The sequence below is a fragment of the Bradyrhizobium prioriisuperbiae genome (genome assembly GCF_032397745.1).
Classification (GTDB): domain Bacteria; phylum Pseudomonadota; class Alphaproteobacteria; order Rhizobiales; family Xanthobacteraceae; genus Bradyrhizobium_A; species Bradyrhizobium_A prioriisuperbiae.
In genome coordinates this window covers 223,656-250,254 of sequence record NZ_CP135921.1, presented here as the reverse complement: position 1 = coordinate 250,254, position 26,599 = coordinate 223,656, and the positions used below count along the sequence as shown (strand labels likewise).

The window sequence follows — 26,599 nt, the reverse complement described above, 5'->3', positions numbered from 1 at the left end:
CCGGCATGTCCGGACCGGCCTGGTGGAATGCCGACTCGAAAGGCTGAGGCGAGTTTGTTGCGGTGCGTTTCGGGCAGTTGCGAATCCCAACATGGAAAATCGGAGAGCCGAAGTGTCTGATATTTTTATCAGCTACCGGTGGACTGACGGCGCTTCGTCTGCCCGATTGATTGCGCAGCATTTGACCCGTGCGTTTCCAGGAAAAAAGGTTTTTTGGGATCAGGACCAGCGCTCTCCCGGAAGTGATCTGGAGGCCAGACTTAGGAAATCCATAAGCGAATCTCACATTGTCCTGTTCGTCATAGGGCTGCATTGGTTCACACGCCTGTCGCAAGCCGACGCGGCGAAAGATTATTGCCGCATTGAAGTGGAGACTGCACTCGCGACCAGCAAAGAGATTATTCCGGTCTACGTCGACGGCGCGAGAGAGCCGGAACAGCGCGACTTGGACGATGTTGCCCGTTCGATTGCCGGGATGGAGTTCCTGCAGATAAGGCACGAGTCCTTCGATAGCGATCTTGACCAGCTTCGCAATGCAATTCGGAAGAAGTTGGGCCTTGCCCCAAGCCGACATCGCATTGCCAACATAAACGATGTGATCGGCTGGGGATGGGAAGATCCTGCAAAGAGACTGGCTGAAATATTAGTTCGGCTGGATAACAAGTTGTTGGGATTTAGCGATCCGCGAGACGAGGGCACCGTGGAGCAGTGGGAAGAGATATTCTGGAACCATTCCGAGCATTGGCGACTGCTGGTGGACAATGACGACAATATTGTCGGCTATTGGGAAATGCATCTGCTGTTCGACGAATTTTACAGAGAGGTCAAGGTTGGAAGAATAGCTGAGGATGAACTGAGTATGGAAATGATGCCGGACTTCCACTTTGGCGGCGATTATCCCGCATATTTATCTATGATCGGCATCGAACCTGGACACAAGAACGATGGCATAGGGCTGCTTATTGAATCGTTTTTTTTCGTTTTGTTGGCGGGCGCGTTCAAGCGCCTGTTCGTATCCGAAATTACGGCACGTGCGTGGACCAAGGACGGAAAGAGACTCTGCCGCCAGTTGGGGATGAAGGAGGTGCAACGGGCAGAAGACGCAGTTGTTGACGTCGAACACCGGAGCGGATCGATGCGCGATATTCTGACGTGCGCGGTTGACAGGGGATGGACGTCAAGCTGGCTGCTGGAGCTGTATGAGAGTCACTGGACCACGGCGAGTGCGCCCGGAGACCCTGTTGTGCGCATTGTGGTGACATCACCCGTTAGCCGGCCGTAGTCGAGCGCGGGGCGGATCTGTGTCTTGACGTCGTCAGCCGTCGATTGAACTGTTTTCCTCCATCCTTCAGCAGCAGGCTTCGACCCGTCCGTTCTTCACGCGTGGCTGCGAGCGCTTCGGCACTTTGCCAAATGAATCGTCATGGCCGGGACACGTATACGGCCATGACGAAGGACAAAGGTTGCTGTCAGCGGGTAATGACGCCGACCTAGCCGTTCCTCGCCAACCGGGCTTTGGCGGCCTTCACCGTATTTTCCATCAGGCATGCGATGGTCATCGGGCCAACGCCTCTCGGCACCGGCGTGATGGCGCCGGCCACCCGCATCGCCTCCTCGAAAGCGACGTCGCCGCGCACGTCGTAGCCGCCGTCGGGCCGCGCGACGCGTGTGGTGCCGACGTCGATGACGACGGCCCGCGGCTTGATCCAGCCTCCGCGCACCAGTCCGGGTTTGCCGACCGCGCTGACCAGGATATCCGCGCTGCGGCAGATGAACTGGGTGTCGCGCGTATGGACGTGGGTCTGAGTCACGGTCGCACGTTCTTCCAGCAGCAGCGCGGCCATCGGCTTGCCCACGATATTGGAACTGCCGATGACGACGGCATGGCACCCGGTCAGGTCGGGAACCATCGATTTGATGAGCTTCAGGCATCCCAGCGGCGTGCAGGGAATCAGAGCATCCGCCCCATGTACCAGACGACCGGCATTGAGGGCATGCAGGCCGTCGACATCCTTGGCGGGATCGACCGCGGCCATGATGCGCAGCGTGTTGATGTGCACGGGCAGCGGCAGCTGGATGCCGTCGATATCGTCCCGCGCATTCAGGGCCGCGATGATGGACAGCAGGTCGGCTTCGGTGATGCTGTCCGGTAGGATCTCGGCTTCGCCGTGCAGGCCCAGCCTTTCGGCCATCTTGATTTTGCTTTGGACGTAGATGTGACTGGCCGGATCGTCGCCGACCAGGATCACCGCAAATCCCGGAGCCTGTGCGAGATGAGCCAGCTCGACGGCGACAGCGTCGAGAAGGATCTGCGCGTGTTTATGCCCGTCGATGGTTTCCGCGATCGTTGCAGCAGCCATTACAGCAGTTATGGCACCTCCGTTGAAGGTTGGTGCCCAGGCGCGCGGCGGTCGTCTCTGCGCTTCCCGATGGTTCCCATCCTTGGGCCGGTAAAGGCAATGGGCCGCTGACCGGCGATGATGCATCGGACGCCAGCTTTTGAGCTAAAGCGGATGAGGTGATCCGTCATCCTGAGGAGGCCATGCGTAGCACGGCCCTCGAAGGACGACGGCCCATACCTCGGAGAATTGGCCGTGCATCCCTCGAGGCTCGCCCAGCGGTGCAGATGCACCGCTAGGCTCGCACCATAAGGATGACGGAGTTGATTCAGCGTAAGTCATCCGCTAGCGCGTGCGCTTCCGCGCCGATGAGGGTTTCGCTCCCTCGGCCGTGGCCGCCGAGACGGTGGTGTATTTGCCGAGATATCGGGCGAAGGCCGAGACCGCGGGCGCAATGCTGCGGCCGGTGCGGGTGATCATCACGATGTCGCGGGTGATGCGGGGCAGCAGTGCCACGGCCGATATCGTCATGCCGCGCGCCCCCGACCACGCGTAGGTCGGCAACACCGCAACGCCGAGTCCGGCCTCGACCATCGCCAAGGCTGTGGTGATCTGTCCGACCTCATAGGCCGGAACCAGTCTGATCTGGGCGGCCTCAAAGCCGACCTCGACCAGCAGGCGGATGCCGCTGTCTCGCGTGAGTGTAATCAGCGGCAATCCATCGAGGTCGCGCCAGCCGACTGTTGGCTTGCCGGCGAGCGCATGGCCGGTGGTGCAGAACACCATCAGGCTGTCGCGGGCCAGCAGGGTCGACGAGATTTCGCTCTCGCCCGCATGAAAGGTGCCGATTCCGCAATCGACCTGCCCGGAGCGGACATGCTCGACGATCTGGTCGGTCCGGGCGTCGATCAGCTTGACCTGGAGACCCGGATATTTTCGGTGAAAGTCGGCGATTGCACGCGGCACGATGGCGGCGGCCAACAGCGGCGGTGCGGCGACGGTGACACGGCCGCGCTTGCGCTCGGCAAGGTCGTGCGCGTTACGTGCCGCCGCTTCCAGATCCTCGATGATCTTGGCGGCGATGTTGCGAAACTCGGCGCCGCCTTCGGTGAGTTCCACCCGGCGTGTGGTGCGGTCGAACAGGCGTATGCCCAGTTCGGCTTCCAGGTCGCGCACCTGCTGCGACAGCGCCGGCTGCATGGTGTGCATCTTCTCGGCCGCGCGGGTGAAGCTGCCGAGCTCGGCCACATGCAGGAAGGACTGGATCTGGCGGATCGTGATGTTCATCGGCATCCATAATCAATCCATTATGAATAGATAAGAAATATATGGATTGCAACTTAAACGCCGCGACCGCCTAATCACGAGGTAATCCAATCGCTCGAGGCTGGTAATGGCGCAATATCCTGATCTTCAACTTTATATCGGAGGGACCTGGAGGAGGGCCACGTCGGGGCAACCGGTGCTCAACCCTGCCGATGAGAGCGAGATCGGAACGGTCCCGATTGCGAGCCGCTCGGATCTGGATGCCGCGCTGGCCGCTGCCGCTGATGGCTTCAAGGTGTGGAGCCGGACGGCGCCGGCGAAGCGTGGCGACATCATGCGTAAGGCCGCGACGTTGATGCGGGAGCGGGTCGAGGAGATCGCGTTTGCGATCACCCTGGAGCATGGCAAGCCGATCGAACAGGCGCGTCTCGAAGTGGTGCGCGGCTGCGAATTCCTGGAATGGGATGCGGGCGAGGGACAGCGCACCTACGGCCGGGTCATTCCCAGCGAACCGGGCATCAAATACATTGTGCTGCAGCGGCCGATCGGCGTGGTTGCGGCTTTCTCCCCCTGGAATTTTCCGATGAGCCAGCCAGCGCGCAAGATTGGTGGCGCGCTTGCGGCGGGGTGCTCGATCATTATCAAGGCCGCGGAGGAAACGCCTGCCGGTGCGCTTCATATCGCCGGCGCGTTTCACGATGCCGGCCTGCCCCCCGGGGTCCTCAACCTTGTCTTCGGCGTCCCTTCGGAGATCTCCGAGTATCTCATTCCGCAGAATCCTATTCGGCTGGTCGCTTTCACCGGCTCCACGGCGGTCGGCAAACGGCTGACGGAAATGGCCGGGCGTCACGCCAAGCCCGTGCTGATGGAGCTCGGCGGCCATGCGCCGGTGATCGTTTGCGACGATGTCGATCCCGTCGCCACCGCCACGATGTCGGCGGTGCGCAAGGCCCGCAACGCCGGCCAGGTCTGCACCTCGCCGACGCGCTTCTTCGTGCAGGAACCGCTGTATGAGGCATTCACCAAGGCGTTCGTGGAAAAAGCACGCACGGTGACGGTCGGTAATGGCCTCGACCCCGCCACCCAGATGGGGCCGCTGGCCAATCGCCGCCGGGTCGAAGCGATGGAGACGCTGGTTGCCGATGCCAGGGCCAAGGGCGCGCGCGTGCTTGCCGGCGGCGAGCGCCTGGGCAATCGCGGCTATTTCTTTCCGCTCACGGTGCTGGCTGACCTGCCCGATGGCGCCCGCGCCATGCGCGAGGAGCCGTTCGGTCCGCTGGCGCTGATCAATCCGGTCTCGTCCCTCGACGAGGCTATTGAAAAGGCCAACGCGCTGCCCTTTGGCCTGGCGGCATATGGCTTCACGCATTCGGCAAGCAATGCCGACCGCCTCGCGGAAGGCATTGAGGCCGGCAATTTCTCGATCAACACACTGGAAGCCTCGGTCGCCGAAACCCCGTTCGGCGGGGTCAAGGAAAGCGGCTTCGGCCGGGAGGGCGGCGCGGAAGGGCTGTCGCACTACACCATCGTCAAGAATATCTCGCACCGTCTGATGTGACGGCGTCAGGAAGCGCAAAAATCGGCCAGGGACACGACACGTCATGAAGTATTCCAGAAAAGACGCCAAAGCCTATGCCCGGCAGCATATGAAGGGGATCTGGGCTGCAGCCTTGATGCCGTTCAAAGATGACCTGTCGATCGACGAAGGCGGCTTCCGTCGCAATGTGGCGCACTGGACCGGCGAGCTCGGCATCGACGGACTTTTCATCGCCGGCAAGCAGGGTGAGTTCTTTTCGATGTCGGTCGAGGAGCGCAAGCGCTCGTTCGAGCTGGCAGTGGATGCCTGCGCCGGACGCGGCGCCACCATCATGTCGTGCTCGGACCAGAACATGGATGTGGTGATCGACCTGGCCCGTCATGCCCAAAAGGTCGGCGCCGACTATATCGTGGTGCACGCGCCGATCCTGCATTTCTTCAAGTCCCAGGACGAGACCCTGCTGAACTACTACAGGACCATCGCCAGCAAGGTCGATATCGGGATCGCGCTGTGGAGCCATCCGGACAGCGGCTATCTGATGTCGCCGCAGTTGTGCAACCAGCTCGCCGATATCGAGAACGTGGTCGCAATCAAGTACAGCGTCGAGCGCCCGATGTACAAGGAACTGACCCGGCTCGCGGGCGACCGCATCCTGGTCAGCACGGCATCCGAGGAAGAGTGGTTCGACAACATCGTCGAACTGGGCTGGCAGCTTTATCTGTGTTCGTCGCCGCCGTATCTTCTGCAGTCGGCGACGGACCGGCGGATGCGGACCTACACTGATCTGGCGTTCGCCGGACGGATCGAGGAGGCGCGTGCGGTGCGCGACAGCCTCAATCCAGTGCGCGCGGCGCTGCGCGGCACCCGGCCGCCGGAGAAGCCGCACGCGCACCAGAAATACTGGCAGGAGTTGCTGGGCCAGGTCGGCGGCCCCGTGCGCCCGCCGCTGCTCGGCCTGACCGAGGAAGAACGCTCGATCACCCGTCGTGCTTTCGAGGCATGCGGGCTTCAGATCGGGGACGTTCGCAAGGCAGGCTGAGCCAAAGCGAATAAAAGGCGAATAACGAGAACGACGCGGGAGACGGCAGATGAGTGAACTGGGACGGTTGCGGGCCTTCAATTTCGCAAAGTGGATCGATGAGCATCAGCATCTGCTGAAACCGCCGGTCGGAAACCAGCAGATCTGGAAGGATGCGGACCTGATGGTCACCGTGGTCGGCGGCCCGAACCGCCGCACGGATTTCCACGACGATCCGGTGGAAGAGTTTTTCTACCAGCTGCGCGGCGACATGGTGCTGAAGGTGGTCGACAACGGCAAGCACTACGACGTGCCGATCCGCGAGGGCGAGATTTTCCTGCTGCCGCCGCATGTGCGGCATTCGCCGCAGCGTCCGCAGGAAGGATCGGTCGGTCTCGTGGTCGAGCCGAAGCGCGCCGACGGCGTGCTCGATGCTTTCGAGTGGTACTGCTTCAAGTGCGAAGGGCTGGTGCATCGCGTCGAGGTCGATCTCGAAAGCATCGTCGACGATCTGCCGCCGCTGTATCGCGAATTCTACGGCAACGAAGCCGCGCGGACCTGTCCGCACTGTAAGACGCTGCACCCGGGCAAGGATCCGCCGGCGGGTTGGGTCAAGCTCTAGGTGGCCTGCGTTGATCCGCTCCGTCATCCTGAGGTGCGAGCCTTGCGGTGCACTTGCACCGCTGGGCGAGCCTCGAAGGATGTACGGCCGATGAATCAAACGTATGAGCCGTCGTCCTTCGAGGGCCGTGCTGCGCACGGCCACCTCAGGATGACGGATTACGTTGAGCGAAGCACATCTCATCGTGTCTGAAGTTTGGGGGAGGTCATTACCATGAACGTGTCGAAAGTCGCTGCTGGCGTATGTCTCGCGATCTTGTCCGTATGGGCTGCTCCCGCGGGAGCCCAGGCGCCGGTCAAGATCGGTATCATCACCTCGCTGTCTGGCCCCGGCGGTTATCTCGGCCAGGACATCCGCGATGGCTTCGAACTTGCGATCGACATGAATGGTGGCAAGCTCGGCGGCGTCCCGGTGCAGGTGATGGTGGAAGACGATGCCGCCAAGCCGGGGCAAGGCAAACAGATCGCCGACCGTCTGATGAAGAACGACAAGGTCAGGATTTTCACCGGGATCGTCTTCTCCAACGTGGCCGGGGCCACCGTGCCCGACGTGCTCGATGCCGGCGCGATTTATGTCAGCCCCAATGCGGGGCCGTCCACTTTTGCCGGCAAGGGCTGCCATCCCAACTACTTCGTGGTGTCGTGGCAGAACGATTCCCTGCATGAGAGCGCCGGCCAGCTCGCCAATGAGCTCGGCTACAAGTCGGTCTATCTGGTGGCGGCGAACTATCAGGCCGGCAAGGATGCGCTGGAAGGCTTCAAGCGCTTCTACAAGGGCAAGATCGCAGGTGAAAGCTTCACCCGGCTCGACCAGACCGATTTCGCGCCGGAGTTTGCACAGATCAGGTCTGCCGCGCCGGAAGCCGTGTTCCAGTTCGAACCCGGCGGCCTCGGCATTGCGTTCCTGCGCCAGTATGAGCAGGCCGGCCTGAAGGACAAGATCGCGATGGTGGTGGCGGCGCCATCGCTCGATGCGGTGACGCTGTCGGTGGTCGGTGAAGCGGCGCTCGGCGTCAACGTCACCTCGCACTGGAATTCCGATTTCGACAATCCCGCCAACAAGGCCTTCATGGCCGCCTGGAACAAGACCCACCATCGCCCGGCGACCTATTATGCCAGCCAGGGTTATGACACCGCACTGGCGATCGGCGCGGCGCTGAAGGGCACCGGCGGCAAGCTGGACGATGTCGAAGCGTTTCGCCAGGCCATGCTGAAGGCGGATTTCCAGTCCACCCGCGGCACCTTCAAGTTCGGCCCCAACCAGCATCCGGTGCAGGACTGGTGGGCGCTGAAAGCGGAAAAGTCCGCCGACGGCAAGCTCGCCCTCAACACCAAGACCAAGGTCCTGTCGAGCCATGGCGAGGCTTACGCCAAGGACTGCAAGTTTTAGAGCATGATGAGGCTCGCTCGAATCGTTGCCGCAACGGACGGCGCGCTCCCTCTCCCCGCGTGCGGGAGAGGGTTGGGGTGAGGGGCTCTTCAACGCGCGGAGTTTGTGGTGACGTCCCCTCACCCGGATCGCTGACGCGATCCGACCTCTCCCCGCAAGCGGGGCGAGGTGAGCCGCGGTTGCGGAGCAACCGCTTCAATCAAGTTCGATCTCGTTCCAGCTTCGCAGCCGCAACCGCATGATCATCCTCGAACAGATCCTCAACGGCGTGCAGTTCGGCATCACGCTGTTCTTGATGTCGGCGGGCCTGACGCTGATCTTCGGCATCATGGGCGTGATCAATCTCGCCCACGGGTCGCTGTACATGATCGGCGCCTATGCGGCGGCGCTGGTTGCGGCCTATACCGGCTCTGTCGGACTGGCGCTGCTTGGCGGGATTGCCGCAGCAGCGGCCAGCGGCATTCTCATCGAGTTTGTCGTGGTGCAGCGGCTTTATCAACGCGACCATCTCGACCAGGTGCTGGCGACGTTCGCGCTGATCCTGATCATCAACCAGAGCGCAAATATGCTATTCGGGCGTCAGCCGCTGTTCGTGGCGATGCCGCCGTCGCTCTCCGGCTCGGTCACGCTGCTGCCGGGCCTGGTGTATCCGGTCTATCGCCTGCTGGTGATCGTGCTCGGCCTGTCGGTGGCCGCGGGGCTGTTCCTGCTGATCCATCGCACCCGCATCGGCATGCTGGTGCGCGCGGGTGCGACCCATCGCCAGATGGTGCGGGCGCTCGGAGTGAATGTCAGGTTGCTTTATACGGCGGTGTTCGGCCTCGGCGCGCTGCTGGCGGGTCTCGCCGGAGTCATCGCCGGCCCGATCACGTCGGTGCAGGTGGGGATGGGTGAGCAGATCCTGATCCTGGCCTTTGTGGTGGTGGTGATCGGTGGTCTCGGCTCGGTGCGCGGCGCTTTCTTCGGCGCTCTTGTGGCTGGTCTTGTCGATACCCTGGCGCGAGCGTTCCTGCCCATGCTGTTGCGCCAGTTGATGGGCGGATCGAATGCCGACGCGCTGGCCAGCGGCTTGTCGTCGATCAGCATTTATCTCCTGATGGCGCTGGTGCTGTTGATCCGGCCGCAGGGCCTGCTGGCGGGGAAGCCATGACATCGGACTCGCTGGAAAGCCGCACTGGCGACCGCTCGATCACGATCGTTGCGCCTCGGTTGCTGGCCGCAGTGCTCGTCGGCGTGCTGCTGGCGATGCTGCCGCCGGCCGGTGCGATGTTGCAGGTACCGTCTGTGGTCGGGCTGGCGACGCAGGTCATGATCTACGCGATCGCGGCCATGAGCCTGAACCTGGTCCTCGGCTATGGTGGTTTGGTCACCTTCGGCCATGCCGCATTTTTCGGCCTCGGCGGTTATGCCGTCGGCATTCTCTATCAGCACTTCGCCGATAGCAGCGCATTTCTTGGCTTCTTCCCTGGCAGCGACGCGCTGCTGGTGGCGATCCCAGTGGCCATGCTGGTCAGCGCCGCTGCCGCGGCCGGGATCGGCGCCCTGTCGCTGCGCACCAGCGGCGTGCCCTTCATCATGATCACGCTGGCGTTCGCGCAGATGGTGTTCTTCCTGTTCGTGTCGCTGAAGGCCTATGGCGGCGACGACGGCCTGATGATGCGGCGGCGTGATGTGCTGCCGTTCCTCAACACCCGGGACGACGCGACGTTCTATTATATCTGTCTAATGGCCGCGGCGGCATGGTTCCTGCTGACCGCATGCATCGTGCGCTCGCGCTTCGGCTTCGTGCTGTCGGGACTGCGGCAGAATGAGCGGCGGATGATGGCGATGGGCGTGGCGCCGTATCGCTATCGTTTGGTCGCTTTCATCATCGCAGGCGCCGGCGCAGGGCTCGCGGGTGCGCTGATGGCGAACCATCTGCGTTTTGTCAGCCCCGACATGATGCACTGGACCAAGTCGGGCGAGCTGATGATGATGGTCATCCTGGGCGGCGCCGGCACCCTGACCGGGCCATTGCTGGGCGCGGCTGCCATGGTGCTGCTGGAAACCCTGCTCGCCGCACGGACCGAGAATTGGCAGCTCTATCTTGGTTTCATCCTGCTTGCCGTGGTGATGCTGACGCGTGGTGGGCTGGCGGCGCTGTTGGGCCGCGCGGGCAGGGCGCAGCCATGACCGCAGCACTGGAACTGTGCAACCTGTCCAAACGCTTCGGCGGCCTGATCGCTACCGACGATGTCAGCCTGACGGTGCCGGCGGGGGCGCTGCACGCGCTGATCGGTCCCAATGGCGCCGGCAAAACCACGCTGATCAATCAGGTGGCTGGCGAGCTGCGCCAGGACAGCGGCGCCATCCGGCTTGGTGGCGTCGATATCGGCGGCCTTCCGCCGTGGCGGCGTGTGCACCATGGCCTCGCGCGCACCTTCCAGATCACCCAGTTGCTGGGGCAGTACACGGCTCTCGAAAATGTCGCGCTCGCCGTGCAGGCGCAGCAGGGGCATAGCTTCCGTTTCTTTGCCGACGCGCGAACAAACCGCGCCGTTTGCGAGCCGGCTTTGCAGTTGCTGCGGGAGGTCGGCCTCGAAGCGCAGGCGTCCGCGCGGGTTGCCGATCTCGGCCAGGGCGAATGCAAGCAGCTTGAGCTTGCGGTTGCACTGGCGGCACGACCATCGCTGCTGTTGCTGGACGAGCCGATGGCCGGGCTCGGGCCGCTCGAGAGCCAGGAGATGATCGCGCTGCTCACCAGGCTCAAGGGCAAGGTGACCATCGTGCTGATCGAACACGACATGGATGCGGTGTTCGCACTCGCCGACCGGATCTCGGTGCTGGTCTATGGCCGGGTGGTGGCCACCGGCGATGCCGACGAGATTCGCAACAACGACGCGGTGCGCGTGGCTTACCTCGGCGAGGGGGATGCGTGATGCTGCAGCTGAGTCACGTGCAGGCCGCTTATGGGCCGAGCAAGGTGCTGTTTGATGTCAGCCTGGATGTGCCCGACGGCCGGATCGTGACCCTGCTGGGACGCAACGGCATGGGCAAGACCACCACGGTGAGAGCGATCATGGGACTTGTCCCGGTCGGCGACGGCATTGCCTTCGATGGCCGGCCGATGGCGGGCTCCGCGCCTGAGACGATCGCGCGGCGCGGCATCGGGCTCGTGCCGGAAGGCCGCATGGTGTTTCCGACCCTCACCGTGCGCGAAAATCTCGTGGCGACTGCTGCCAACCGTACCGGCCGGGCCGCGCCCTGGACCGAGCGCCGGATCTACGATCTGTTCCCGAGACTCGGCGAGCGCGCGCAGCAATATGCGGCGACTCTCTCCGGTGGTGAACAGCAGATGCTGGCGATCGGCCGGGCGCTGATGACAAATCCCAAGTTGCTCATCCTTGATGAAGCGACCGAGGGACTGGCGCCAGTGGTGCGCGAGGAGATCTGGCGCTGCATTGCCGAACTTAAAGCACAGGGGCAATCGATCCTGCTGGTCGACAAGAACATACAGGTGCTGAAACGGCTGGCCGATCATCACTACATCCTGGAGAAGGGGCATACCGTCTGGAGCGGCGATAGCACGGCGCTTGATCGAGATGCGGCGAAGGTACAGCGGTATATCGGGCTATGAGCATTGCGCGAAAGAAGCCGTTGCGTCTGGCGTTCGTCGGCTGGGGCGCGATTGCGCGGCGGGTCGCTGATTTGTTGACCGCACGCAATGACAACATTGTGCTGGCTGGCATCGCCACCCGCAGCGCGCCGGCCCACGACCGCGAACTGCCCGAAGGCGCGCGCTGGCTGCCGTCACCCGATGCGTTGCGTGATCTCACACCCGATCTGGTGGTGGAAGCCGCGGGCCGTGCTGCGGTCGAGCCCTGGGGGCTGGCGAGCTTGCGCTGTGCGCCGGGCTTTGTGGTCTCGTCGACCAGTGCCTTCACCGATGACGCGGTGCTGCAGCGGCTGGTGGATCAGGCCGAGCGTTTTGGCAGCCGGATCCTGATCCCGTCCGGCGCGCTGGGCGGCCTCGATGCATTGGCAGCGGCGTCGCGGCTGCCACTCGAATCCGTCACCCATCGCATCATCAAGCCGCCACGCGCGTGGAAAGGCACGCCGGCCGAAGATCTCGTCGATCTTGGTGCCCTGACATCGGCGCATGTTTTCTTTCGCGGTTCCGCGCGCGAGGCGGCGAGTCGCTTTCCTGCCAACGCCAATGTCGCGGCAATCTCGGCGCTGGCCGGCATCGGTTTCGAACGCACCGGTGTGGAACTGGTGGCCAATCCTGCGACGACGAAAAATTGTCATCATTTGGTGGCGAAAGGCGATTTCGGGACGCTGGTGGTCATGGTCGAAAACCGGCCTTTGGGCACCAACCCAAAGTCGTCGGAGATGACCGCGCTCAGCCTGGTGCACCTGATCGAAGGCCGAGTCCGACCTGTCAGCCTCTGAGACCGGTGGGGGTTGCGCTCGCCGGTCCGGTCGGGCAGGACTTGCGTTCATCCTCCGATCCACGGGCGAAATTTCAGCCATGATCACGACACGCCCAGCGACGCCGGACGATGTGGAAACGATCTCGGCGCTGCTGACGGCGAACGCCGCCGATCACGGCGGGATGCTGCTTGGCGACTGGTCCGCCGGCGTGATCATGGATTGGCTCGACGCCGGGCAATTGATCATTGTCGCCACCAGCGAGGCCGGGCTGATTGGTGCGCTGCTCACCGAAGACAAGGTCCATGTGTCGGCACCGCCTGTGGTGGCGATGTTCCGGGCGTGGCCGGGCGGCGACGATGCCTATGGCTATGGACCGGTGTGCATCGATCGCGCCGCACGCGGGCAGGGCGTACTTGAGGCGCTGTATCGGGACCTGGTGGCGCGGCGGCCCGATCGCGAGGCGGTCCTGTTCATTCGCGCGGACAATCCGCGCTCGCTCAGCGCGCATCTCCGGCTGGGGATGCGCGAGGTCGCTGGCTTTGTCCTGGACGGCGAGGACTTTATCGTGCTCAGCACTCGGCCTGCATCATCGCCGGGGTAGTTCGCACAGTTGTCTGACATGCGGGCGTTGCTGCTGTCGCCTCCGCGACCTCGTTTTGACATCATAGATGAAGCCGTAGATTGGAATGCCTGATTGCACCAGCGACGGCGCTTATGCGCCGTCGTGCTCACGGGACTGATCCGGCGGCAGCGACGGCCAGAAGGCGAAGAATGCCGCGGGCATGGCGAAGGACGCCGCCGAGACCGCTTCGCTCCTCGGCCGTGGCGCGACAGCTGGAATCGGCGATGCGGCCGCCGCCTTCTTCTCGGCCAAGAGCCGCGCTGCGGACTGCCTGTTACGATAGGCCTTCAGATCGTAGATGTCGGCGTTGCGATCAGCCATAAGCGTGCCTCGTCGATCAAAAATTTGGTCGGCGATAGGCCGCCGATCACGAATGCTCTCGCAGCTCCCGGCGTTTGGCAACGCGTCGCGCAACAAAACAACAGCCATTGCGTCGCACGCCGCTCCGGCAGCATGATGTTGCGCGGCAGTGCCAACAACGAACGCCATTATTCTTGACCACCCCTTGCCGTCCGCTCCAACCCGCCCGCCGGTTCGTATATACAACGTGAAAGTACCCATCCCGGAGCGCCGCCCGTGTCGACCAAACCCGTGACCATCACTGTTCGCGACGACGTCAAAGTCTCCGGCCTGCTGCAATCGCCCCCGCATCCGCGTGCGGTCTATGTGCTGGCCCACGGCGCCGGTGCCGGCATGGCGCATTCCTTCATGACCGCCGTTGCATCCGGTTTGGTGCAACGCGAGATCGCAACCCTGCGTTATCAGTTCCCCTACATGGAGCGCGGCAGCAAACGGCCGGACGCGCCCGCCATTGCCCACGCCACCGTGCGTGCCGCGGTGGCGTTTGCGGTCGAACTGCTGCCGAAAATTCCGGTCTTTGCAGGCGGCAAATCATTCGGCGGCCGCATGACCTCGCAGGCGCAAGCGGCAACGCCGCTGCCCGATGTGCGCGGGCTGATCTTTCTCGGCTTCCCGCTGCATCCCGCCGGCAAGCCGTCGCAGGATCGCGCCAAGCATCTGTTCGACGTGACAATTCCGATGCTGTTCCTGCAAGGCACCAACGACAAGCTCGCCGAACTCGATCAGCTCAATCCGGTGTGCAAGGCGCTCGGCCGCCGCGCGACGCTGAATTTATTTCATGATGCCGATCATTCGTTTCATGTGCCGGCCCGCACCGGCCGCAAGGATGCGCAAGTGCTTGACGAGGTGATGGATCAGCTGACCGCGTGGATCGAGCAGACGATCTGAATCGTATTGCGGGCGAATCACCTCTCCAGCCCATGCCCTGAACTTGGGCAGCTCGAGACAAATTGATGCCGCATTGATGGTCGACTCTTTGACGTATCGATATTCGCCGAGTGGGGACTCGAATCCGCGAATATCCGCGCTTCAAGTCGTTTTGGGGTGTTCCGCGTCACATATCTGAGTTGTCGGGCCTGTGCGGCCGGCGATGACTCATGCCCATCATGGGGGGAACATGAAGGAAGCCACCAGGAGGGCAGCCTCGGGGCTGCTCGCGCACATGCTGGCGGTCGCAGCGATGGTGATCATCGCCGGCGTCATTTTCTATACGCGTTGATGGAGGTTCTATTTTCTTTTCATCCTGCATCACGGCCGCGCTGGCCATGATGCAGGATGTGGTGCTGGCGATGAGGTCGCCTTAGAGCGTTTTCGAGCGAAGTGGATACCGGTTCGCGTGAAGAAAACGCGTCAAATCAAAAATCTAGAGCCCCGTTTCGATTCTATCGAAATGGGAAAGGCTCTAGCAGAAATGCGCACCCTGGGTTTCGACATAAACCGCATACAGTGATTGGCTTGCGGTCATGAACAGGCGGTTACGCTTGGCGCCGCCGAAGCAGACGTTGGCGCAAATCTCCGGCAGCTTGATCTGGCCGATGCGCGTGCCGTCGGGCGCGAAGATATGCACGCCGTCATAACCCTCGCCGACCCAGCCGAGTCCGGCCCAGACGTTGCCGTCGACATCCACCCGCAATCCGTCCGGGAAGCCGGACTTGCCGTCCAGCGTGGTGTCGGCAAAAGTGCGTGGATTGGTCAGCTTGGCGCCGTCGATGTCGTACTGCCAGATGATGTTCTTGGCATTGGGATAGTGCGTGATGCCGGTGTCGCAGACATACATCTTTTTGTAATCGTGGCTGAAAGCGATGCCATTCGGCTTGAACGGTTCGTCGGCCACCTTGGTGATCTGACCGGACTGTCCGTCGATGCGATACACCGCTTCTTTCTGGTTTGGCTGCACCGTGCCGGTGTTGGCCATCACGCCTTCATAGCGGCCGAGCCCGCCATAGCCGGGATCGGTGAACCAGATCGACTTGTCGTTGGGATGCACCACCATGTCGTTGGGGCCGTTGATCGGCTTGCCGTTCGCCTGATCGGCAAGCACGGTGGTCGAGCCGTTGTGCTCGAAACGCACCAGCTGGGTGCGTTGCGCGGTGATCTGCCGGCCTTCGGTGTCGAAGGTGTTGCCGTTGCTTTCATTCGCCGGATAGCGAAACCGCGTCGAGATGTGCTGGTCGTCGTCCAGATAACGCAGCTGGCGATTGTTGGGAATGTCGCTCCACACCAGATAACGCCCCTGCGAATTCCAGGCCGGGCCCTCGGCCCACAAGCATCCGGTAAAAAGCCGCTGGATCACGGTATTGCCGACCTTGGCCTTGAAGCGCTTGGGATCGATCACAACGATGTCGGGGTCCGGATAGCGGGCCGGTTCGGCATTGCGGCCGTAGTCGCGTGCGAGTGCGTTCGGCGCCAGCACCGTCGTTGCAGCCAGCGCGCCGGCGGTGCGCAGCAGACCGCGGCGATCGAAACCGCGATGCTGCGGCTGCGAAGTCTCGTCCAGTGTCTCAGGCAATATTGTCATCGTTGCTTCCTCCGGTTGTCTGGCTGGGTTTGCCGTCCAGATTCTTTTGCAGATCAGTCTTGTGCAGCTCAGTCTTGCAGATTTTCCTGATACTTTTTTGGCGGTGGACGTTCTGTGTGAATGCCAAAAGGTCGATTTCAGGTATTGCGGAGATTTGTTCGACGGCGCGTCCGGTATCTGAGTTTTCAGATTTTCAGGTTGAGCATGCTGATGAGATCACGAGGATCGAACAACGCGAATGCTAGCGCTTTTTTTCGATGCGGCAAGATGACGGCGATATCTCCGATATCGCGGCAGACAAGAATAGCTCTGTCCCAGATAGTGAGATGTCGGCTGTTGCAATGCCGCAGTCTGCAAGGTCATCACGTCGGGTGGATCCGATTTTCTCCCGATCCAATCGGTTGCTGAAAATTTCAGTCAAAAACAGATCGTTTTTAAGATTGCGTTCGCCTGTTTTTGGAACGCCGTGCCCACGGATCAACACTTGTCCGCCGAAGATAATGTCGGCGGTTTGGCCGGTCCGACATAGCGGGAACACTCAGCGCCGGATGTTTCTCACCTGCTTTGCGGCCCCTGTGCCGCTCTTGATTTTGGCTTTCGTGCGGACGATGTCGTGCATGATCTCGATTGCGCTTCCAAGCAGCGCCGTGTCGCCGTCGAGAGAGTGAACCACGTAGGCCGGCATGAAGAATTCGGGTGCACGGGCGACGACATGGAGCCGCCCGCTTTCGAGATAAGGCAATACGATGCGCATGGGAAAATAGCCTGAACCTGCGTTGTTCAGAACATGCTGCAGTCCCAGCCAGCCGATATTCACGGTCAATGACTGACCGATGAAGTTCGGAAAACACGCGCTGTGCCGCGTATAGAATTCGGGCCCCCAATCGACATACACATAACCGGGTCCGGGTTCGGGTGGATGTTTTGCGTGGGACGACACCATCACCAGGCGTTCCTCGAACAATTGTTCGACCTTCAATCCGGGGCGGCTTTGCGGCGTGTACATCACCCCGATATCAATTCGCCCCTCGATAAGGCCTTGCATGATCTCCGGTTCGAGTCCGCTCTCGGCACGAATGGAGGCGTCCGGGTTGCGCTGCTGCATGAGCGGCAGCCAATGCAGTAAAAATTCCTCCCACAAGCCGATGCGGCCGCCGATCACCAGCGTCCGGCTGAAGCCCTTTGGAATTCCGATATCCTGGCGGGCCTGTTCAACGGTTCGAACCAGCGTCGATGCGTGCCGCTGGAATTGCCGGCCTGCCGCTGTCAGCGTGGTGCCGGCTTTGTTGCGCACGAACAGTGTGCATCCGAGCTGAGTCTCCAGCGTGTGAATGCGCGTGCTGACGGTGGACTGGCTGAGGTGCAGACGTTCCGCTGCGGTGATGAAGTTTCCGGCATCGACGACGGTGAGAAAGGTCCTGGCCAGTTCGGTATCCATGGCGCGCTCGCTGGTCCTCGTGATCGAATAGTATCGATATAGCCGATAATAAGAGCCATAATTATTCGTTTGTCAAAATGATCGGCAGCGCGCACTGATACGAGTGCGACCGGCGGAGGCGTGCTCGTCTGTTTTCTCCCCATCAAAAAAAGCCGTGTGAGGCCGCCCGCCGCGCCGGTCGCTCTTCGCCGGCCACGCATGAGGATCAATCCATGACGACACACAGCATCTCGCGATCAACGACTTCGTGGCTGCAGCTTCTGCTGACTCATTGCATGCGTCGCTTGTCCGGAATCGCCGTTGCCATCGGGCAGAAACATAAGGCCAGTCATATAGCCACGGCCGTTGCCGGCAGCGGCAACCCGCCGGGCGCATAGGACGAATGGCGCCCCTGCGCTCCCGGCTGCAAAGCTCGCTTCACGCCATCGCGGATGACGGCTTTACGGTGGCTGTCCTGATCGTGGTCGTCGTTGCGGTCGTGCTGGCCTTCGGATTTGGCGCGGGAGCTGAAATCGTTGCGTCAGTGCTTATCCTCGGTCTGACGACGGCGTTTGCCGAGGGGGTCTTGCGAGCGAAGAAATAGCGACGAGCTAGGGCGATGTCGCCTCCGTTGCGAACGGAAGGGCGCCGCCGGTCTTGAAGGTCTTGATCGCGAAGTTGGAGCGCACGTCCTTCACGTGGGGGATCTTCAACAGCTTGTCGAACAGGAAGCGCTGATAGGCGTCCTGATCCTCGACCACGACTTCGAGCAGGAAATCCATATCCCCAGTAATCAACTGGCAGGAGACCACCTCCGACCAGCGACCGATCGCGGCCACGAATTCGCTGGATTCGATCTCCTGCGGCTGGTCGAATTTGACGCCGACAAACACCGTGACTCCAAGCCCCAGAGCCTTGCGATCGATCTCGATGCGCCAGGCGCGGATGACGCCTTCGTCCTCGAGCCGCTTCACCCGTCGCAGGCAAGGTGGCGGCGACAGCCCGACCTTCTCGGCGAGGGCCACATTGGTGATCCGCGCATCCTTCTGCAGTTCGGCAATGATGCGGCGGTCAAATTGATCGAGGATAGGCTTTGACATAAATCACCAGATAGGCCGGGCGCGGATGCGCACCTGTGATTACGCGGTCGGGAACCGAAGTTCAAATGTGCTTTTCCCAGTCAGGCTTTGTTAGCCATACCGCCGACATGGCGCCATGACGCATATGGAGGGGTGAAGGCACACCCTAGATGCCGGTCATCGTTCACATTTCCTCAAAGAATAGCAGCGACTTTGCCACAATGGGGAAACCGGCGTCCGCGTCGGGGCCCCGGGAATGGAATTCGACATGCTGGTGGATCTGAGGTCTTACGTTTCGCGGCTGTTCGCCGGGGATCTCGCTGCGTTTGGCGCTCCGCCGACCGACGAGATCGTCGCCGGCTTCATCCGTGCCGAGCAGATCGCCTTGGTCTTGCGTCACGCCCCCGGCATCATGCTGGCCAATGCCTGCAACGCTGTCATCCTGGTGCTGGCGCTGTGGGATTCATCCGATCGCCTGCCGGCTGTGCTCTGGGGCGCCGGCCTCGTGTGTGCCACGCTTTTCATCACCTTGAAGGGGCGGACCACATGGCGGGTGGCAAAGCCGCCGTCGGTCTCGCGCCGAACCATCCACCGGCTGGTCCGCAATGCCTTTCTGCTGGGCTGTGCATGGGCGATCCTGCCGCTGGCGTTCTTTGCGCAAGCCGGCAACGGTGGGCAACTGGTGATCACTTGCCTGTGCGCCGGCATGCTGGCCGGTGGCGCGCTTGCGTTCGCCACCATTCCGGTGGCGGCGATTGCTTTCATCACCCCGATTTTTATCGGCGCTGAGATTTGTCTCGGCCGCATTGGCGACTTCGCCTCCGTGCTGGTCGCCGTGCTGGTGCTGATCTACACATTCGTTTTGTTGCGCAGCGTGTTTGCGTATTCCTTCGAATTCACCGGCTCTCTGATCAAGCAGCTAGCCACCGAGAAGGTGGCTCGCCAGGATCCGCTGACTCTGCTGCCCAACAGATTCTCCTTCAACGAAAGTCTCGGAAACTGCCTGACCCGGCTGTCGCTCAGTGGGAAAGAATTTGCAGTCTTGTTGCTCGATCTCGATCGCTTCAAGGACATCAACGATCTGTATGGCCATCCCGCGGGGGATGAGTTCCTGATCCAGGTCGCAGCCAGGCTGCGCCGCTGCACCCGTGACGCCGACATCGCCGCACGCATCGGCGGCGACGAGTTCGCGCTGATTGCCACAAATATGGCCGGGCCGGAGGAGGCGTTGGCACTGGCTGAACGAGTCATTGCAGCCTTTGCCGACCCGTTCCAGATTGACGAACGCGAAGTCCAGGGCGCCATCAGCATCGGCATCGTGCTTGCGCCGCGCGACGGCAACACCTCGAATGAGCTCCTGAAACATGCCGACGTCGTGCTGTATCGCGCCAAGCGGCTTGGTGTGGGGGCGATCCAGTTCTTCGCTCCAAGTGACGATGCCGCGGCCCGCGAGCGCCGGGCGCTGCAACGTGATCTGGAATCGGCGGTCGAACGCAACGAATTCCGACTGGTCTACCAGCCGTTTCTCGACCTGCGCGACAATCGCATTGCCGGCTTCGAAGCGTTGCTGCGCTGGCAGCATCCGGTGCGCGGGCTGATCTATCCCGGTGAGTTCATCCCGATCGCCGAGGAAAGTGGGCTGATCCATGCGATCGGCGAGTGGGTGATCCGGCACGCCTGTGTCGTGCTGTCGCGCTGGCCCGACGACATCAGGATCGCGGTGAACTTCTCGGCGGTTCAGCTGCAGAACGCAGGCGTCCTGCAGAGCGTGGTGCGAGCGCTCAGCGATAGCGGCGTGTCGCCACGGCGGCTCGAAATCGAAATGACCGAGTCGATGCTGATCTCGAAATACGGCTCCGCGCCATCGGTGCTGAGCGCGTTGCTCGAGCTCGGTGTGACGGTCGCGCTCGACGATTTCGGCACCGGATTTTCGTCGCTGACTTACCTGCGCAAATTGCCGTTCAGCCGCATCAAGATCGACCAGTCATTCATCCGCGACATGCTGATCCAGCCGGATTGCGCGGCCATCGTCAAATCCGTCATCGGTCTTGCCCGCGATTTGAAGATCGGGGTGGTTGCCGAAGGCGTCGAAACCGAGGCGCAACTCGACTATTTGCGCGCGGCCGATTGCGACGAAGTGCAGGGATTTCTGATCGGGCGGCCGATTTCGGCCCACGAGGTTCTCACCTTGCTCGGCATCGACGATCGCAAGACCGGACACGCAGCCTAGCACTTATGGTTGCGGCGCGCCTGGTTGAGGTCAATCGGATACTTCTGCTGTCGAATCCTCCGGTTGCGGGTGGCTTGTATCACGTCGTCGAGCTGCTCGGTGCCGGCCGGGCGACAGGCCGTGATATCGATGGAACAGCTTCGAAAACGCCGCCGCCGTCTCGTAACCGACCCGGCTGGCAATCCGTGCGATCGGCTCCTCGCTGGTTTCCAGCAGGAACGCCGCTTCCGCCATCCGGCGTTCGATCACATAGCGATGCATGGACTGGCCGACGAGCCTGGTGAAACGGGCTGAAAATACCGAGCGGCCGAGCCCTACCCGTTGGCCAAGGTCGCTCAGGGTCCAGGGCCGCTCCGGGTTTTCGTGGATCAGCTTGAGCGCCGGTCCGATATGCGGGTCTGATATGGCCCCGAGCCAGCCGCCTTGTCCGGGACTGAGCGACGCAATCCAGCTTCGGAGCACCTCGACAAACAGCACTTCCGTCAGTCGTGAGAGGGCGACCCGTTGGCCGGGACGCTCGAGCGCGGATTCACTGACCATGCGGCGCAGGATTGCTTCAAGCCAGCCACCGTCCGCCGTTGGCTTCAGCAGGAGCACGGGCGGAAGCAGCTCCAGCACGCTGCCAAACAGCGGTCGTGACACCGTGAAATTACCACAGATCAAGGTCGAGAGCGGCTTTGCACGGCTGCCGTGACGAACGACGCCAAGACGCGGCGACGATCGGTCTATATCCATGATCCGCAAGGGCTTGGCCCGGCGATCCGAATAAAATACATGGGGCTCGCCGCGTGTGATCACGACAAAATCGCCCTCAGTCATCTGGATTTCCTGTTCCTGTCCGAGCGCGAGAGTTGCTGAACCCTGGCTGAGATAGTGAAACAGGGCGTAGGGACGCGCGGGTAACTCCAGATTCCAGGGATGGCCGAGCTCGAAGTGAAACAGCAGCGTCCCGCCGAGACGAACGCGATCGAGCACTTGGGCGAGGATGTCCATGCCGCCGAGATTAGACCGGTGGACGATTGGACACAACATCCGGACGATTGATCTCTATCGTCCGAAAGGTCCACGGAATACGTCATGTCGCGGCGGGCCGACGTGACGAGCGGCAACCATTTCGCCAACGGCGGATGGAAGAACCGCGACCCCTGCTGGAAACGCCTCTCCATTCCCCCGGACCGTCTTCGTCCGACATGCCAACAGGAACAAACAATGCGAAATATTCTCCTCTCAGCCGCCACCGCGCTCCTGGCCGGAACGGCGTTATTCGGCTCCGCTCATTCCGCCGAACTGCCCAAGGGAGCAGCCCACAACATCGTGCTCGTGCACGGCGCTTTCGTGGACCAGACGAGCTGGCAGCCCGTTGCCGATATCCTCACGAAGAAAGGCTACAGCGTCACGCTCGTGGAAAATCCGCTCACTTCTCTCGCCGCCGACGTTGATGCCACCAGACAGGCGCTCGCGAAGCAGGACGGAAGGACCGTTCTGGTTGGCCATTCCTGGGGCGGCGTGGTGATCACGCAAGCCGGCAACGATCCCAAGGTTTCGGCGCTGGTCTATGTTTCCGCTTTCGCGCCGGAGGTCGGTGAATCCCTGGCGTCGCTAGCAAAGGCCGGCCCACCGACCGAAGGCGGCAACGCGATCCATCCCGATGCGAAGGGCAATTTGTACATCGACCCCAAGGTGTTTCCGTCAGCCGTCGCGGCTGACCTTCCTCCGGAGATCGCCGCGCACCTGGCCAACTCGCAGCTTCCGCTGAACCACGTTGCGTTCGAGGCCCCCGTCGACATTGCGGCCTGGCATGACAAGCCGACCTTCTACGTCATTAGCACGAAAGACAAAGTCCTCGCGCCCGAGGCCCAGAAGTCGTTCGCCGCCAGGATGAAGGCTCAGACGACGGAAGTCGCCGGCAGCCATGCTTCGCTCGTCGTTCATGCGAAGCAAGTCGCTGAGGTCATCGAAAAGGCAGCGCTCGTGAAGTGACGGTATCGCTCCCGGCGGCTGTTCGCGCCGGGAGCGCGCACGCTCGCTCCAGGGAATGCAGAGCGCATCGGGCCGCGATGGCGCAACCAGCCAACGCCGCCGATGCGCCAGCGAAAATCCTGCAGGGAGGCCTTCTTTCGCTGCGCCACACCGGTCTCTCCACTCAATTGTTTTATGCCAGGCATTCAGAGGATGACATGACTCAAATCGACATCGCGAGCCAGGACGTCGCCACGCTCGAAACGGCGCCCACCCATTACATCGAAGGCCACGGAATCCGCTTCGCCTATCGCCGCCTCGGCCCCCCTACCGGAACGCCGCTGGTTCTCCTGCAGCACTTCTCGGGCAATATCGATGCGTGGGATCCTGCCGTCGTCAACGCTCTCGCCACCGATCGCCCTGTCATCGCATTCGACAACGCCGGGGTTGGTCGCTCGACTGGCCATACGCCTGACAATGTCGCAGCAATGGCCAGAGACGCAGTCGCCTTCATCAATCTGCTCGGCCTTTCTGAGGTCGACCTGCTGGGCTTTTCTCTCGGCGGCTGCGTCGCCCAACAGATCGCCGCGGAGCACGAGCGCCTGGTGCGGAAGCTCATCCTCGTCGGCACCGCGCCGAAAGGCGGAGAGGAACATCTGTTAGCGGTTCTGCAGCAGGCGTTTTCCCAAACCGATGCGCCGGATCCCCGCCTGCCGCTGTTCTTCACGAATTCGTCTGCCAGCCGGTCGTCCGGCTTGGCCTTCCTGAAGCGGACGAAGGTGCGTCAGGACGATCGGGACACCGATAACGGCAGCGCGGTCACCGATCCTCAGGCCAAAGCGCTGATCACCTGGTGCGCGACACCTGATCCCGGGCACGCCATTCTGCGCGCCATCCGCCAACCCGCTCTTGTGGTCAGCGGCAGCCACGACACCATGCTGCCCGCGAGCAACGCCTACGCCATGTTCAAGGAACTCAGCAACGCTCAACTGGTCCTCTATCCCGATTCAGGGCACGGCGCCCTGTTTCAGTACCATGAGATGTTCGTCAGCCACGTCCGGACCTTCCTGGAGGCGCAGCCCGCGGCTGCATGACATCCGGCGCGTTCCGACGCGATCAGAAGCACTTTATCCATGAGAGTTGTTATGGAGGACAAATGACAATCGCTAAATTCGAGGTGGAGCGCTTCAGTCTCACGAGCTCAAAATCATTCGACGCTGTTGTGGGCGCGCTCAAGTCGGCGGTCGGGCAACCCAACATGGCCGAATTTTTCAAGGAAACGAGGGCGACAAATTCCTTCCCGGACCTGGAGCGCGTTGTGCAAAGCGGCCTCGGCCGAACGGACCTTATGCTCTTCGCGGAATTCGACTTGGGCGACATTCTGCGTCGCGAAACTGGATCCGAGACGCCTAAGATCATGCGGTTTGTGGTCGGCAATCCACTCATCATGAAAGAGATGGTCAAGCACGTGCCCGATGCTGGATCCTACGCTCCGGTCACAGTGCTGATTGATGAGCGCCCGGATGGCGTGCACGTGTCTTATGACAAAATGGAGAGTTATCTGCTGCATTATGGCAGCTCGGAAGCCCTCGCCGTCGCCCGAAATCTTGATGCGAAAATCACAGCCTTGCTACGCGAATGTGCAAGCTAAAACGTCCTGCTGACGTCTTCGGTCGCTGGACGTGGGTCACTCATACCAATCGCGGAACGCGACGGGCGTTGTCGCGAGCCAGACCATGGAAGGGAAATTTCTGCATGTACAAGACACTTCTTGTCACCCTCACTGCCTTGGCTCTTTCCACCGGGGCTGTCGCGGCTGCTCCCGCCGTCAGGAAAGAGCCGCTGGATGCTGCGACCCTCAGCGCGATAAAATCGAAGTTCGGCAGGCTGATGGATTTGGCCAACAACCACGATTTCAAGGCTCTGCATGGGATGTTCTGGCAATCGCCCTCGGCCCTGCTGGTGGCTAAGAGCGCGATCCAGTTCGAAGGGAACTGGGCCGGCTTTTGGGGCAACGAGGCGATTGATCAAAAGCTGCATGATATCGGCAGCTCCGGTCCGGTCGTGCTCGAGCCGGATTATTCGAAGCTCAAGGTTGTCGGCCTGACGCGTGACGTCGCCGAGTCCTACGTGCCAATGAACATCACGGTCTCTTATGCAGGGCAGGATGGAACAGCCAGGCCGTTTCTCATGATTATCAATTGGCTTCGTGTCGGGAAGGACTGGAAGGTCGCTTCCGAAATCATTCTGCCGGTGCCGCCCGTACCCGCCGCGAAGGGTTAGGCGAGAGGCCTCGGTTGTTCGGTGTCGACTCCTCGTATTCTTCCCTAGGGAACGTAACGTCCCGGGACTATCGGCACGCAGCTCGGATGCGAACGTCGAATCCTCCACTGGTGTCAGCACGATCCTGATACCGCACGATCGAGCAAGATGCCGCAGGTCGTTGCAAATGATCTCGCACTTTGGAGTCCGCCGTCCTACATAGGATGCAGGGAGCCCCGGCTGATTCGGCGTCCCGAACGGCTGATATCCAATGCGACGGCTCCCTCCAGCTAAGGAGGTGTGTCGTGAGTGATCTCGCCAACCTCGAAGCCCGCTTTGGCGCAGGCAACTACGCGCCCTTGCCGGTCACCGTCGTTCGCGGCGAAGGGATCTATCTGTGGGACGATCGCGGTCGTCGCTACATGGATATGATGGGCGCCTATTCGGCGGTCAGCTTCGGCCACTGTCATCCACGACTGGTCGCAGCACTGACCGCGCAGGCGCAGCGCCTCGATACCATCTCTCGGGCCTATTTCAGCGACCGGCTCGGACCGTTCCTGGCGAAGGCCTGTGCGCTGACCGGCATGGACGCGGCGCTGCCGATGAACAGCGGCGCGGAGGCGGTCGAGACCGCACTCAAGGCGGCGCGCAAATGGGCCTACAAGGTTAAAGGTGTGCCGGCGGACCGCGCCGAGATCATTGTCGCGGATGGTAATTTCCACGGTCGCACCATCGCGATCACGGGTTTCTCCACGGTGCCGCAATATCGTGATGGCTTCGGACCGTTTCCCCCGGGATTTCGGTCGGTGCCGTTTGGCAACATCGCGGCGCTTGCCGCGGCGATCACGCCTCATACGGCTGCGTTCCTGATCGAGCCGATCCAGGGTGAAGGCGGCATCAATGTGCCGCCGGAGGGATATCTCGCCGAGGCCGCGCGGATCTGCCGGACCAACGATGTGTTGTTGCTGTGCGACGAGATCCAGACTGGTTTGGGACGCACTGGCAAGCTGCTGGCGTGCCAGCATGATGGCGTCGAACCCGACGGCTTGATGCTCGGCAAGGCGCTCGGCGGCGGATTGCTGCCGGTGTCGCTGTTTCTCGCACGCCATGAGGTGATGCGCGTGTTTGCGCCGGGCGATCACGGCAGCACGTTCGGCGGCAACCCGATCGCCGCCGCGGTCGGGCTCGCCGCGCTCGATACACTGATCGACGAGCATCTGGTCGAGCGTGCGGCGAGCACGGGAGCCTATCTGTTGCGCCGACTGTCCGCGCTGGACAATCCGGTCATTCGTGAGGTGCGTGGGCGCGGTCTGTTCGCCGGCATTGAACTGCACCGGAGCATGGCGAGCTCGGGCGAAGTGGTCGGGCGCCTGCTGCAGGCCGGCGTGCTGACCAAGGACACCCATCGCAACACCATCCGCCTGGCGCCGCCGCTGACCATCGACGAGAGCCAGATCGACTGGGCCATCGATCGGCTGGCCGAGGTGCTGGGGGATGTCGTATCGCCGGTTATGGAGACTGCGACGGCGGGCGAGGCCATTGCCCCCAATGCGTGATGACATGCGCAA

The 26,599-nt window shown here is 62.0% G+C and carries 26 protein-coding genes; 19 read left to right on the top strand and 7 right to left on the bottom strand.

From position 1 onward, the window contains the following. Positions 1 to 112 precede the first annotated feature (112 nt). Positions 113 to 1,282, top strand: a complete 1,170-nt coding sequence (locus RS897_RS01195) for a toll/interleukin-1 receptor domain-containing protein (protein ID WP_315834797.1) — start codon at positions 113 to 115, stop codon at positions 1,280 to 1,282. Between the two features lie 208 nt (positions 1,283 to 1,490). Here the strand turns inward: RS897_RS01195 and RS897_RS01190 are convergent, their stop codons facing one another. Next, positions 1,491 to 2,360 carry a bifunctional 5,10-methylenetetrahydrofolate dehydrogenase/5,10-methenyltetrahydrofolate cyclohydrolase gene (locus tag RS897_RS01190; RefSeq protein ID WP_315834796.1) on the bottom strand — a complete coding sequence of 290 codons (870 nt, stop codon included), beginning with the start codon at positions 2,358 to 2,360 and terminating at the stop codon, positions 1,491 to 1,493. A 324-nt stretch (positions 2,361 to 2,684) separates the two neighbouring features. Continuing rightward, positions 2,685 to 3,632: a LysR family transcriptional regulator gene (locus tag RS897_RS01185; RefSeq protein ID WP_315834795.1), complete on the bottom strand. Its 948-nt coding sequence runs from the start codon at positions 3,630 to 3,632 to the stop codon at positions 2,685 to 2,687. A gap of 100 nt (positions 3,633 to 3,732) precedes the next feature. On the opposite strand from RS897_RS01185, the gene RS897_RS01180 reads away from it, so the two are divergent. From RS897_RS01180 to RS897_RS01135, 10 genes are all read left to right on the top strand, one after another. Beyond that, a complete protein-coding gene (locus RS897_RS01180; protein ID WP_315834794.1) occupies positions 3,733 to 5,163 on the top strand; it encodes an NAD-dependent succinate-semialdehyde dehydrogenase in 1,431 nt (476 codons plus the stop codon). Between the two features lie 43 nt (positions 5,164 to 5,206). Further along, positions 5,207 to 6,181, top strand: a complete 975-nt coding sequence (locus RS897_RS01175; RefSeq protein ID WP_315834793.1) for a dihydrodipicolinate synthase family protein — start codon at positions 5,207 to 5,209, stop codon at positions 6,179 to 6,181. Between the two features lie 58 nt (positions 6,182 to 6,239). Then, on the top strand, positions 6,240 to 6,782 hold the full coding sequence (locus RS897_RS01170) for a 3-hydroxyanthranilate 3,4-dioxygenase (protein ID WP_315838941.1): 543 nt from the start codon (positions 6,240 to 6,242) through the stop codon (positions 6,780 to 6,782). Positions 6,783 to 6,995: 213 nt separating this feature from the next. After that, complete coding sequence (locus tag RS897_RS01165) at positions 6,996 to 8,171, top strand: ABC transporter substrate-binding protein (RefSeq protein ID WP_315834792.1); 1,176 nt, start codon at positions 6,996 to 6,998, stop codon at positions 8,169 to 8,171. A 238-nt stretch (positions 8,172 to 8,409) separates the two neighbouring features. Then, entirely contained in the window at positions 8,410 to 9,321 is a 912-nt protein-coding gene (locus RS897_RS01160; RefSeq protein WP_315834791.1) for a branched-chain amino acid ABC transporter permease, read from the top strand. Then, the gene (locus RS897_RS01155; protein WP_315834790.1) at positions 9,318 to 10,343 is read left to right on the top strand and encodes a branched-chain amino acid ABC transporter permease; all 1,026 of its coding nucleotides are present in this window, start codon (positions 9,318 to 9,320) and stop codon (positions 10,341 to 10,343) included. The genes RS897_RS01160 and RS897_RS01155 overlap by 4 nt, the downstream gene beginning before the upstream one ends. Then, the gene (locus tag RS897_RS01150) at positions 10,340 to 11,089 is read left to right on the top strand and encodes an ABC transporter ATP-binding protein (protein WP_315834789.1); all 750 of its coding nucleotides are present in this window, start codon (positions 10,340 to 10,342) and stop codon (positions 11,087 to 11,089) included. The genes RS897_RS01155 and RS897_RS01150 overlap by 4 nt, the downstream gene beginning before the upstream one ends. Further along, the gene (locus RS897_RS01145) at positions 11,089 to 11,787 is read left to right on the top strand and encodes an ABC transporter ATP-binding protein (protein ID WP_315834788.1); all 699 of its coding nucleotides are present in this window, start codon (positions 11,089 to 11,091) and stop codon (positions 11,785 to 11,787) included. The genes RS897_RS01150 and RS897_RS01145 overlap by 1 nt, the downstream gene beginning before the upstream one ends. After that, positions 11,784 to 12,602, top strand: a complete 819-nt coding sequence (locus RS897_RS01140; protein WP_315834787.1) for an aspartate dehydrogenase — start codon at positions 11,784 to 11,786, stop codon at positions 12,600 to 12,602. Before RS897_RS01145 ends, RS897_RS01140 begins: the two co-directional genes overlap by 4 nt. A 79-nt stretch (positions 12,603 to 12,681) precedes the next feature. Further along, a complete protein-coding gene (locus RS897_RS01135) occupies positions 12,682 to 13,185 on the top strand; it encodes a GNAT family N-acetyltransferase (RefSeq protein WP_315834786.1) in 504 nt (167 codons plus the stop codon). Positions 13,186 to 13,296: 111 nt separating this feature from the next. On the opposite strand, the gene RS897_RS01130 is transcribed toward RS897_RS01135, so the two are convergent. Next, on the bottom strand, positions 13,297 to 13,695 hold the full coding sequence (locus RS897_RS01130) for a hypothetical protein (protein WP_315834785.1): 399 nt from the start codon (positions 13,693 to 13,695) through the stop codon (positions 13,297 to 13,299). 87 nt (positions 13,696 to 13,782) lie between these two features. On the opposite strand from RS897_RS01130, the gene RS897_RS01125 reads away from it, so the two are divergent. Beyond that, positions 13,783 to 14,454: an alpha/beta hydrolase family protein gene (locus RS897_RS01125; RefSeq protein ID WP_315834784.1), complete on the top strand. Its 672-nt coding sequence runs from the start codon at positions 13,783 to 13,785 to the stop codon at positions 14,452 to 14,454. A 514-nt stretch (positions 14,455 to 14,968) separates the two neighbouring features. On the opposite strand, the gene RS897_RS01120 is transcribed toward RS897_RS01125, so the two are convergent. Beyond that, complete coding sequence (locus RS897_RS01120) at positions 14,969 to 16,084, bottom strand: SMP-30/gluconolactonase/LRE family protein (RefSeq protein ID WP_315834783.1); 1,116 nt, start codon at positions 16,082 to 16,084, stop codon at positions 14,969 to 14,971. A gap of 538 nt (positions 16,085 to 16,622) precedes the next feature. Beyond that, the gene (locus RS897_RS01115) at positions 16,623 to 17,522 is read right to left on the bottom strand and encodes a LysR family transcriptional regulator (protein WP_315834782.1); all 900 of its coding nucleotides are present in this window, start codon (positions 17,520 to 17,522) and stop codon (positions 16,623 to 16,625) included. Between the two features lie 382 nt (positions 17,523 to 17,904). Here RS897_RS01115 and RS897_RS01110 point away from each other — a divergent pair, with 382 nt between their 5' ends. Next, positions 17,905 to 18,105 carry a hypothetical protein gene (locus RS897_RS01110; protein ID WP_315834781.1) on the top strand — a complete coding sequence of 67 codons (201 nt, stop codon included), beginning with the start codon at positions 17,905 to 17,907 and terminating at the stop codon, positions 18,103 to 18,105. 7 nt (positions 18,106 to 18,112) lie between these two features. Here RS897_RS01110 and RS897_RS01105 read toward each other — a convergent pair whose 3' ends face one another. Next, positions 18,113 to 18,601, bottom strand: coding sequence for an Lrp/AsnC family transcriptional regulator (locus RS897_RS01105; RefSeq protein WP_315834780.1), 489 nt, complete (start codon positions 18,599 to 18,601; stop codon positions 18,113 to 18,115). A gap of 247 nt (positions 18,602 to 18,848) precedes the next feature. Between RS897_RS01105 and RS897_RS01100 the strand changes: the two genes are divergently transcribed. After that, on the top strand, positions 18,849 to 20,810 hold the full coding sequence (locus tag RS897_RS01100; RefSeq protein WP_315838940.1) for a putative bifunctional diguanylate cyclase/phosphodiesterase: 1,962 nt from the start codon (positions 18,849 to 18,851) through the stop codon (positions 20,808 to 20,810). Between the two features lie 30 nt (positions 20,811 to 20,840). Here the strand turns inward: RS897_RS01100 and RS897_RS01095 are convergent, their stop codons facing one another. After that, entirely contained in the window at positions 20,841 to 21,803 is a 963-nt protein-coding gene (locus RS897_RS01095) for an AraC family transcriptional regulator (protein ID WP_315834779.1), read from the bottom strand. A 216-nt stretch (positions 21,804 to 22,019) separates the two neighbouring features. On the opposite strand from RS897_RS01095, the gene RS897_RS01090 reads away from it, so the two are divergent. The 5 genes from RS897_RS01090 (at position 22,020) to rocD (ending at position 26,587) form a co-directional block, all read left to right on the top strand. Beyond that, complete coding sequence (locus RS897_RS01090; protein ID WP_315838939.1) at positions 22,020 to 22,790, top strand: alpha/beta fold hydrolase; 771 nt, start codon at positions 22,020 to 22,022, stop codon at positions 22,788 to 22,790. 197 nt (positions 22,791 to 22,987) lie between these two features. Then, positions 22,988 to 23,863, top strand: a complete 876-nt coding sequence (locus RS897_RS01085) for an alpha/beta fold hydrolase (protein ID WP_315838938.1) — start codon at positions 22,988 to 22,990, stop codon at positions 23,861 to 23,863. Positions 23,864 to 23,925: 62 nt separating this feature from the next. Further along, the gene (locus tag RS897_RS01080; protein WP_315834778.1) at positions 23,926 to 24,420 is read left to right on the top strand and encodes a DUF302 domain-containing protein; all 495 of its coding nucleotides are present in this window, start codon (positions 23,926 to 23,928) and stop codon (positions 24,418 to 24,420) included. 104 nt (positions 24,421 to 24,524) lie between these two features. After that, positions 24,525 to 25,052: a hypothetical protein gene (locus RS897_RS01075; RefSeq protein WP_315834777.1), complete on the top strand. Its 528-nt coding sequence runs from the start codon at positions 24,525 to 24,527 to the stop codon at positions 25,050 to 25,052. A gap of 284 nt (positions 25,053 to 25,336) precedes the next feature. Beyond that, the gene (rocD, locus tag RS897_RS01070; RefSeq protein WP_315834776.1) at positions 25,337 to 26,587 is read left to right on the top strand and encodes an ornithine--oxo-acid transaminase; all 1,251 of its coding nucleotides are present in this window, start codon (positions 25,337 to 25,339) and stop codon (positions 26,585 to 26,587) included. The last annotated feature ends 12 nt before the right edge of the window (positions 26,588 to 26,599 follow it).

Excerpts from the sequence above, each read along its gene's own strand:
- RS897_RS01190 (WP_315834796.1), bottom strand. The coding sequence starts at position 2,360 with ATGGCTGCTGCAACGATCGCGGAAACCATCGACGGGCATAAACACGCG.
- RS897_RS01185 (WP_315834795.1), bottom strand. The coding sequence starts at position 3,632 with ATGCCGATGAACATCACGATCCGCCAGATCCAGTCCTTCCTGCATGTG.
- RS897_RS01180 (WP_315834794.1), top strand. The coding sequence starts at position 3,733 with ATGGCGCAATATCCTGATCTTCAACTTTATATCGGAGGGACCTGGAGG.
- RS897_RS01175 (WP_315834793.1), top strand. The coding sequence starts at position 5,207 with ATGAAGTATTCCAGAAAAGACGCCAAAGCCTATGCCCGGCAGCATATG.
- RS897_RS01165 (WP_315834792.1), top strand. The coding sequence starts at position 6,996 with ATGAACGTGTCGAAAGTCGCTGCTGGCGTATGTCTCGCGATCTTGTCC.
- RS897_RS01160 (WP_315834791.1), top strand. The coding sequence starts at position 8,410 with ATGATCATCCTCGAACAGATCCTCAACGGCGTGCAGTTCGGCATCACG.
- RS897_RS01155 (WP_315834790.1), top strand. The coding sequence starts at position 9,318 with ATGACATCGGACTCGCTGGAAAGCCGCACTGGCGACCGCTCGATCACG.
- RS897_RS01150 (WP_315834789.1), top strand. The coding sequence starts at position 10,340 with ATGACCGCAGCACTGGAACTGTGCAACCTGTCCAAACGCTTCGGCGGC.
- RS897_RS01145 (WP_315834788.1), top strand. The coding sequence starts at position 11,089 with ATGCTGCAGCTGAGTCACGTGCAGGCCGCTTATGGGCCGAGCAAGGTG.
- RS897_RS01140 (WP_315834787.1), top strand. The coding sequence starts at position 11,784 with ATGAGCATTGCGCGAAAGAAGCCGTTGCGTCTGGCGTTCGTCGGCTGG.
- RS897_RS01135 (WP_315834786.1), top strand. The coding sequence starts at position 12,682 with ATGATCACGACACGCCCAGCGACGCCGGACGATGTGGAAACGATCTCG.
- RS897_RS01130 (WP_315834785.1), bottom strand. The coding sequence starts at position 13,695 with ATGGCGTTCGTTGTTGGCACTGCCGCGCAACATCATGCTGCCGGAGCG.
- RS897_RS01120 (WP_315834783.1), bottom strand. The coding sequence starts at position 16,084 with ATGACAATATTGCCTGAGACACTGGACGAGACTTCGCAGCCGCAGCAT.
- RS897_RS01115 (WP_315834782.1), bottom strand. The coding sequence starts at position 17,522 with ATGGATACCGAACTGGCCAGGACCTTTCTCACCGTCGTCGATGCCGGA.
- RS897_RS01110 (WP_315834781.1), top strand. The coding sequence starts at position 17,905 with ATGGCGCCCCTGCGCTCCCGGCTGCAAAGCTCGCTTCACGCCATCGCG.
- RS897_RS01105 (WP_315834780.1), bottom strand. The coding sequence starts at position 18,601 with ATGTCAAAGCCTATCCTCGATCAATTTGACCGCCGCATCATTGCCGAA.
- RS897_RS01100 (WP_315838940.1), top strand. The coding sequence starts at position 18,849 with ATGCTGGTGGATCTGAGGTCTTACGTTTCGCGGCTGTTCGCCGGGGAT.
- RS897_RS01095 (WP_315834779.1), bottom strand. The coding sequence starts at position 21,803 with ATGGACATCCTCGCCCAAGTGCTCGATCGCGTTCGTCTCGGCGGGACG.
- RS897_RS01090 (WP_315838939.1), top strand. The coding sequence starts at position 22,020 with ATGCGAAATATTCTCCTCTCAGCCGCCACCGCGCTCCTGGCCGGAACG.
- RS897_RS01085 (WP_315838938.1), top strand. The coding sequence starts at position 22,988 with ATGACTCAAATCGACATCGCGAGCCAGGACGTCGCCACGCTCGAAACG.
- RS897_RS01080 (WP_315834778.1), top strand. The coding sequence starts at position 23,926 with ATGACAATCGCTAAATTCGAGGTGGAGCGCTTCAGTCTCACGAGCTCA.
- RS897_RS01075 (WP_315834777.1), top strand. The coding sequence starts at position 24,525 with ATGTACAAGACACTTCTTGTCACCCTCACTGCCTTGGCTCTTTCCACC.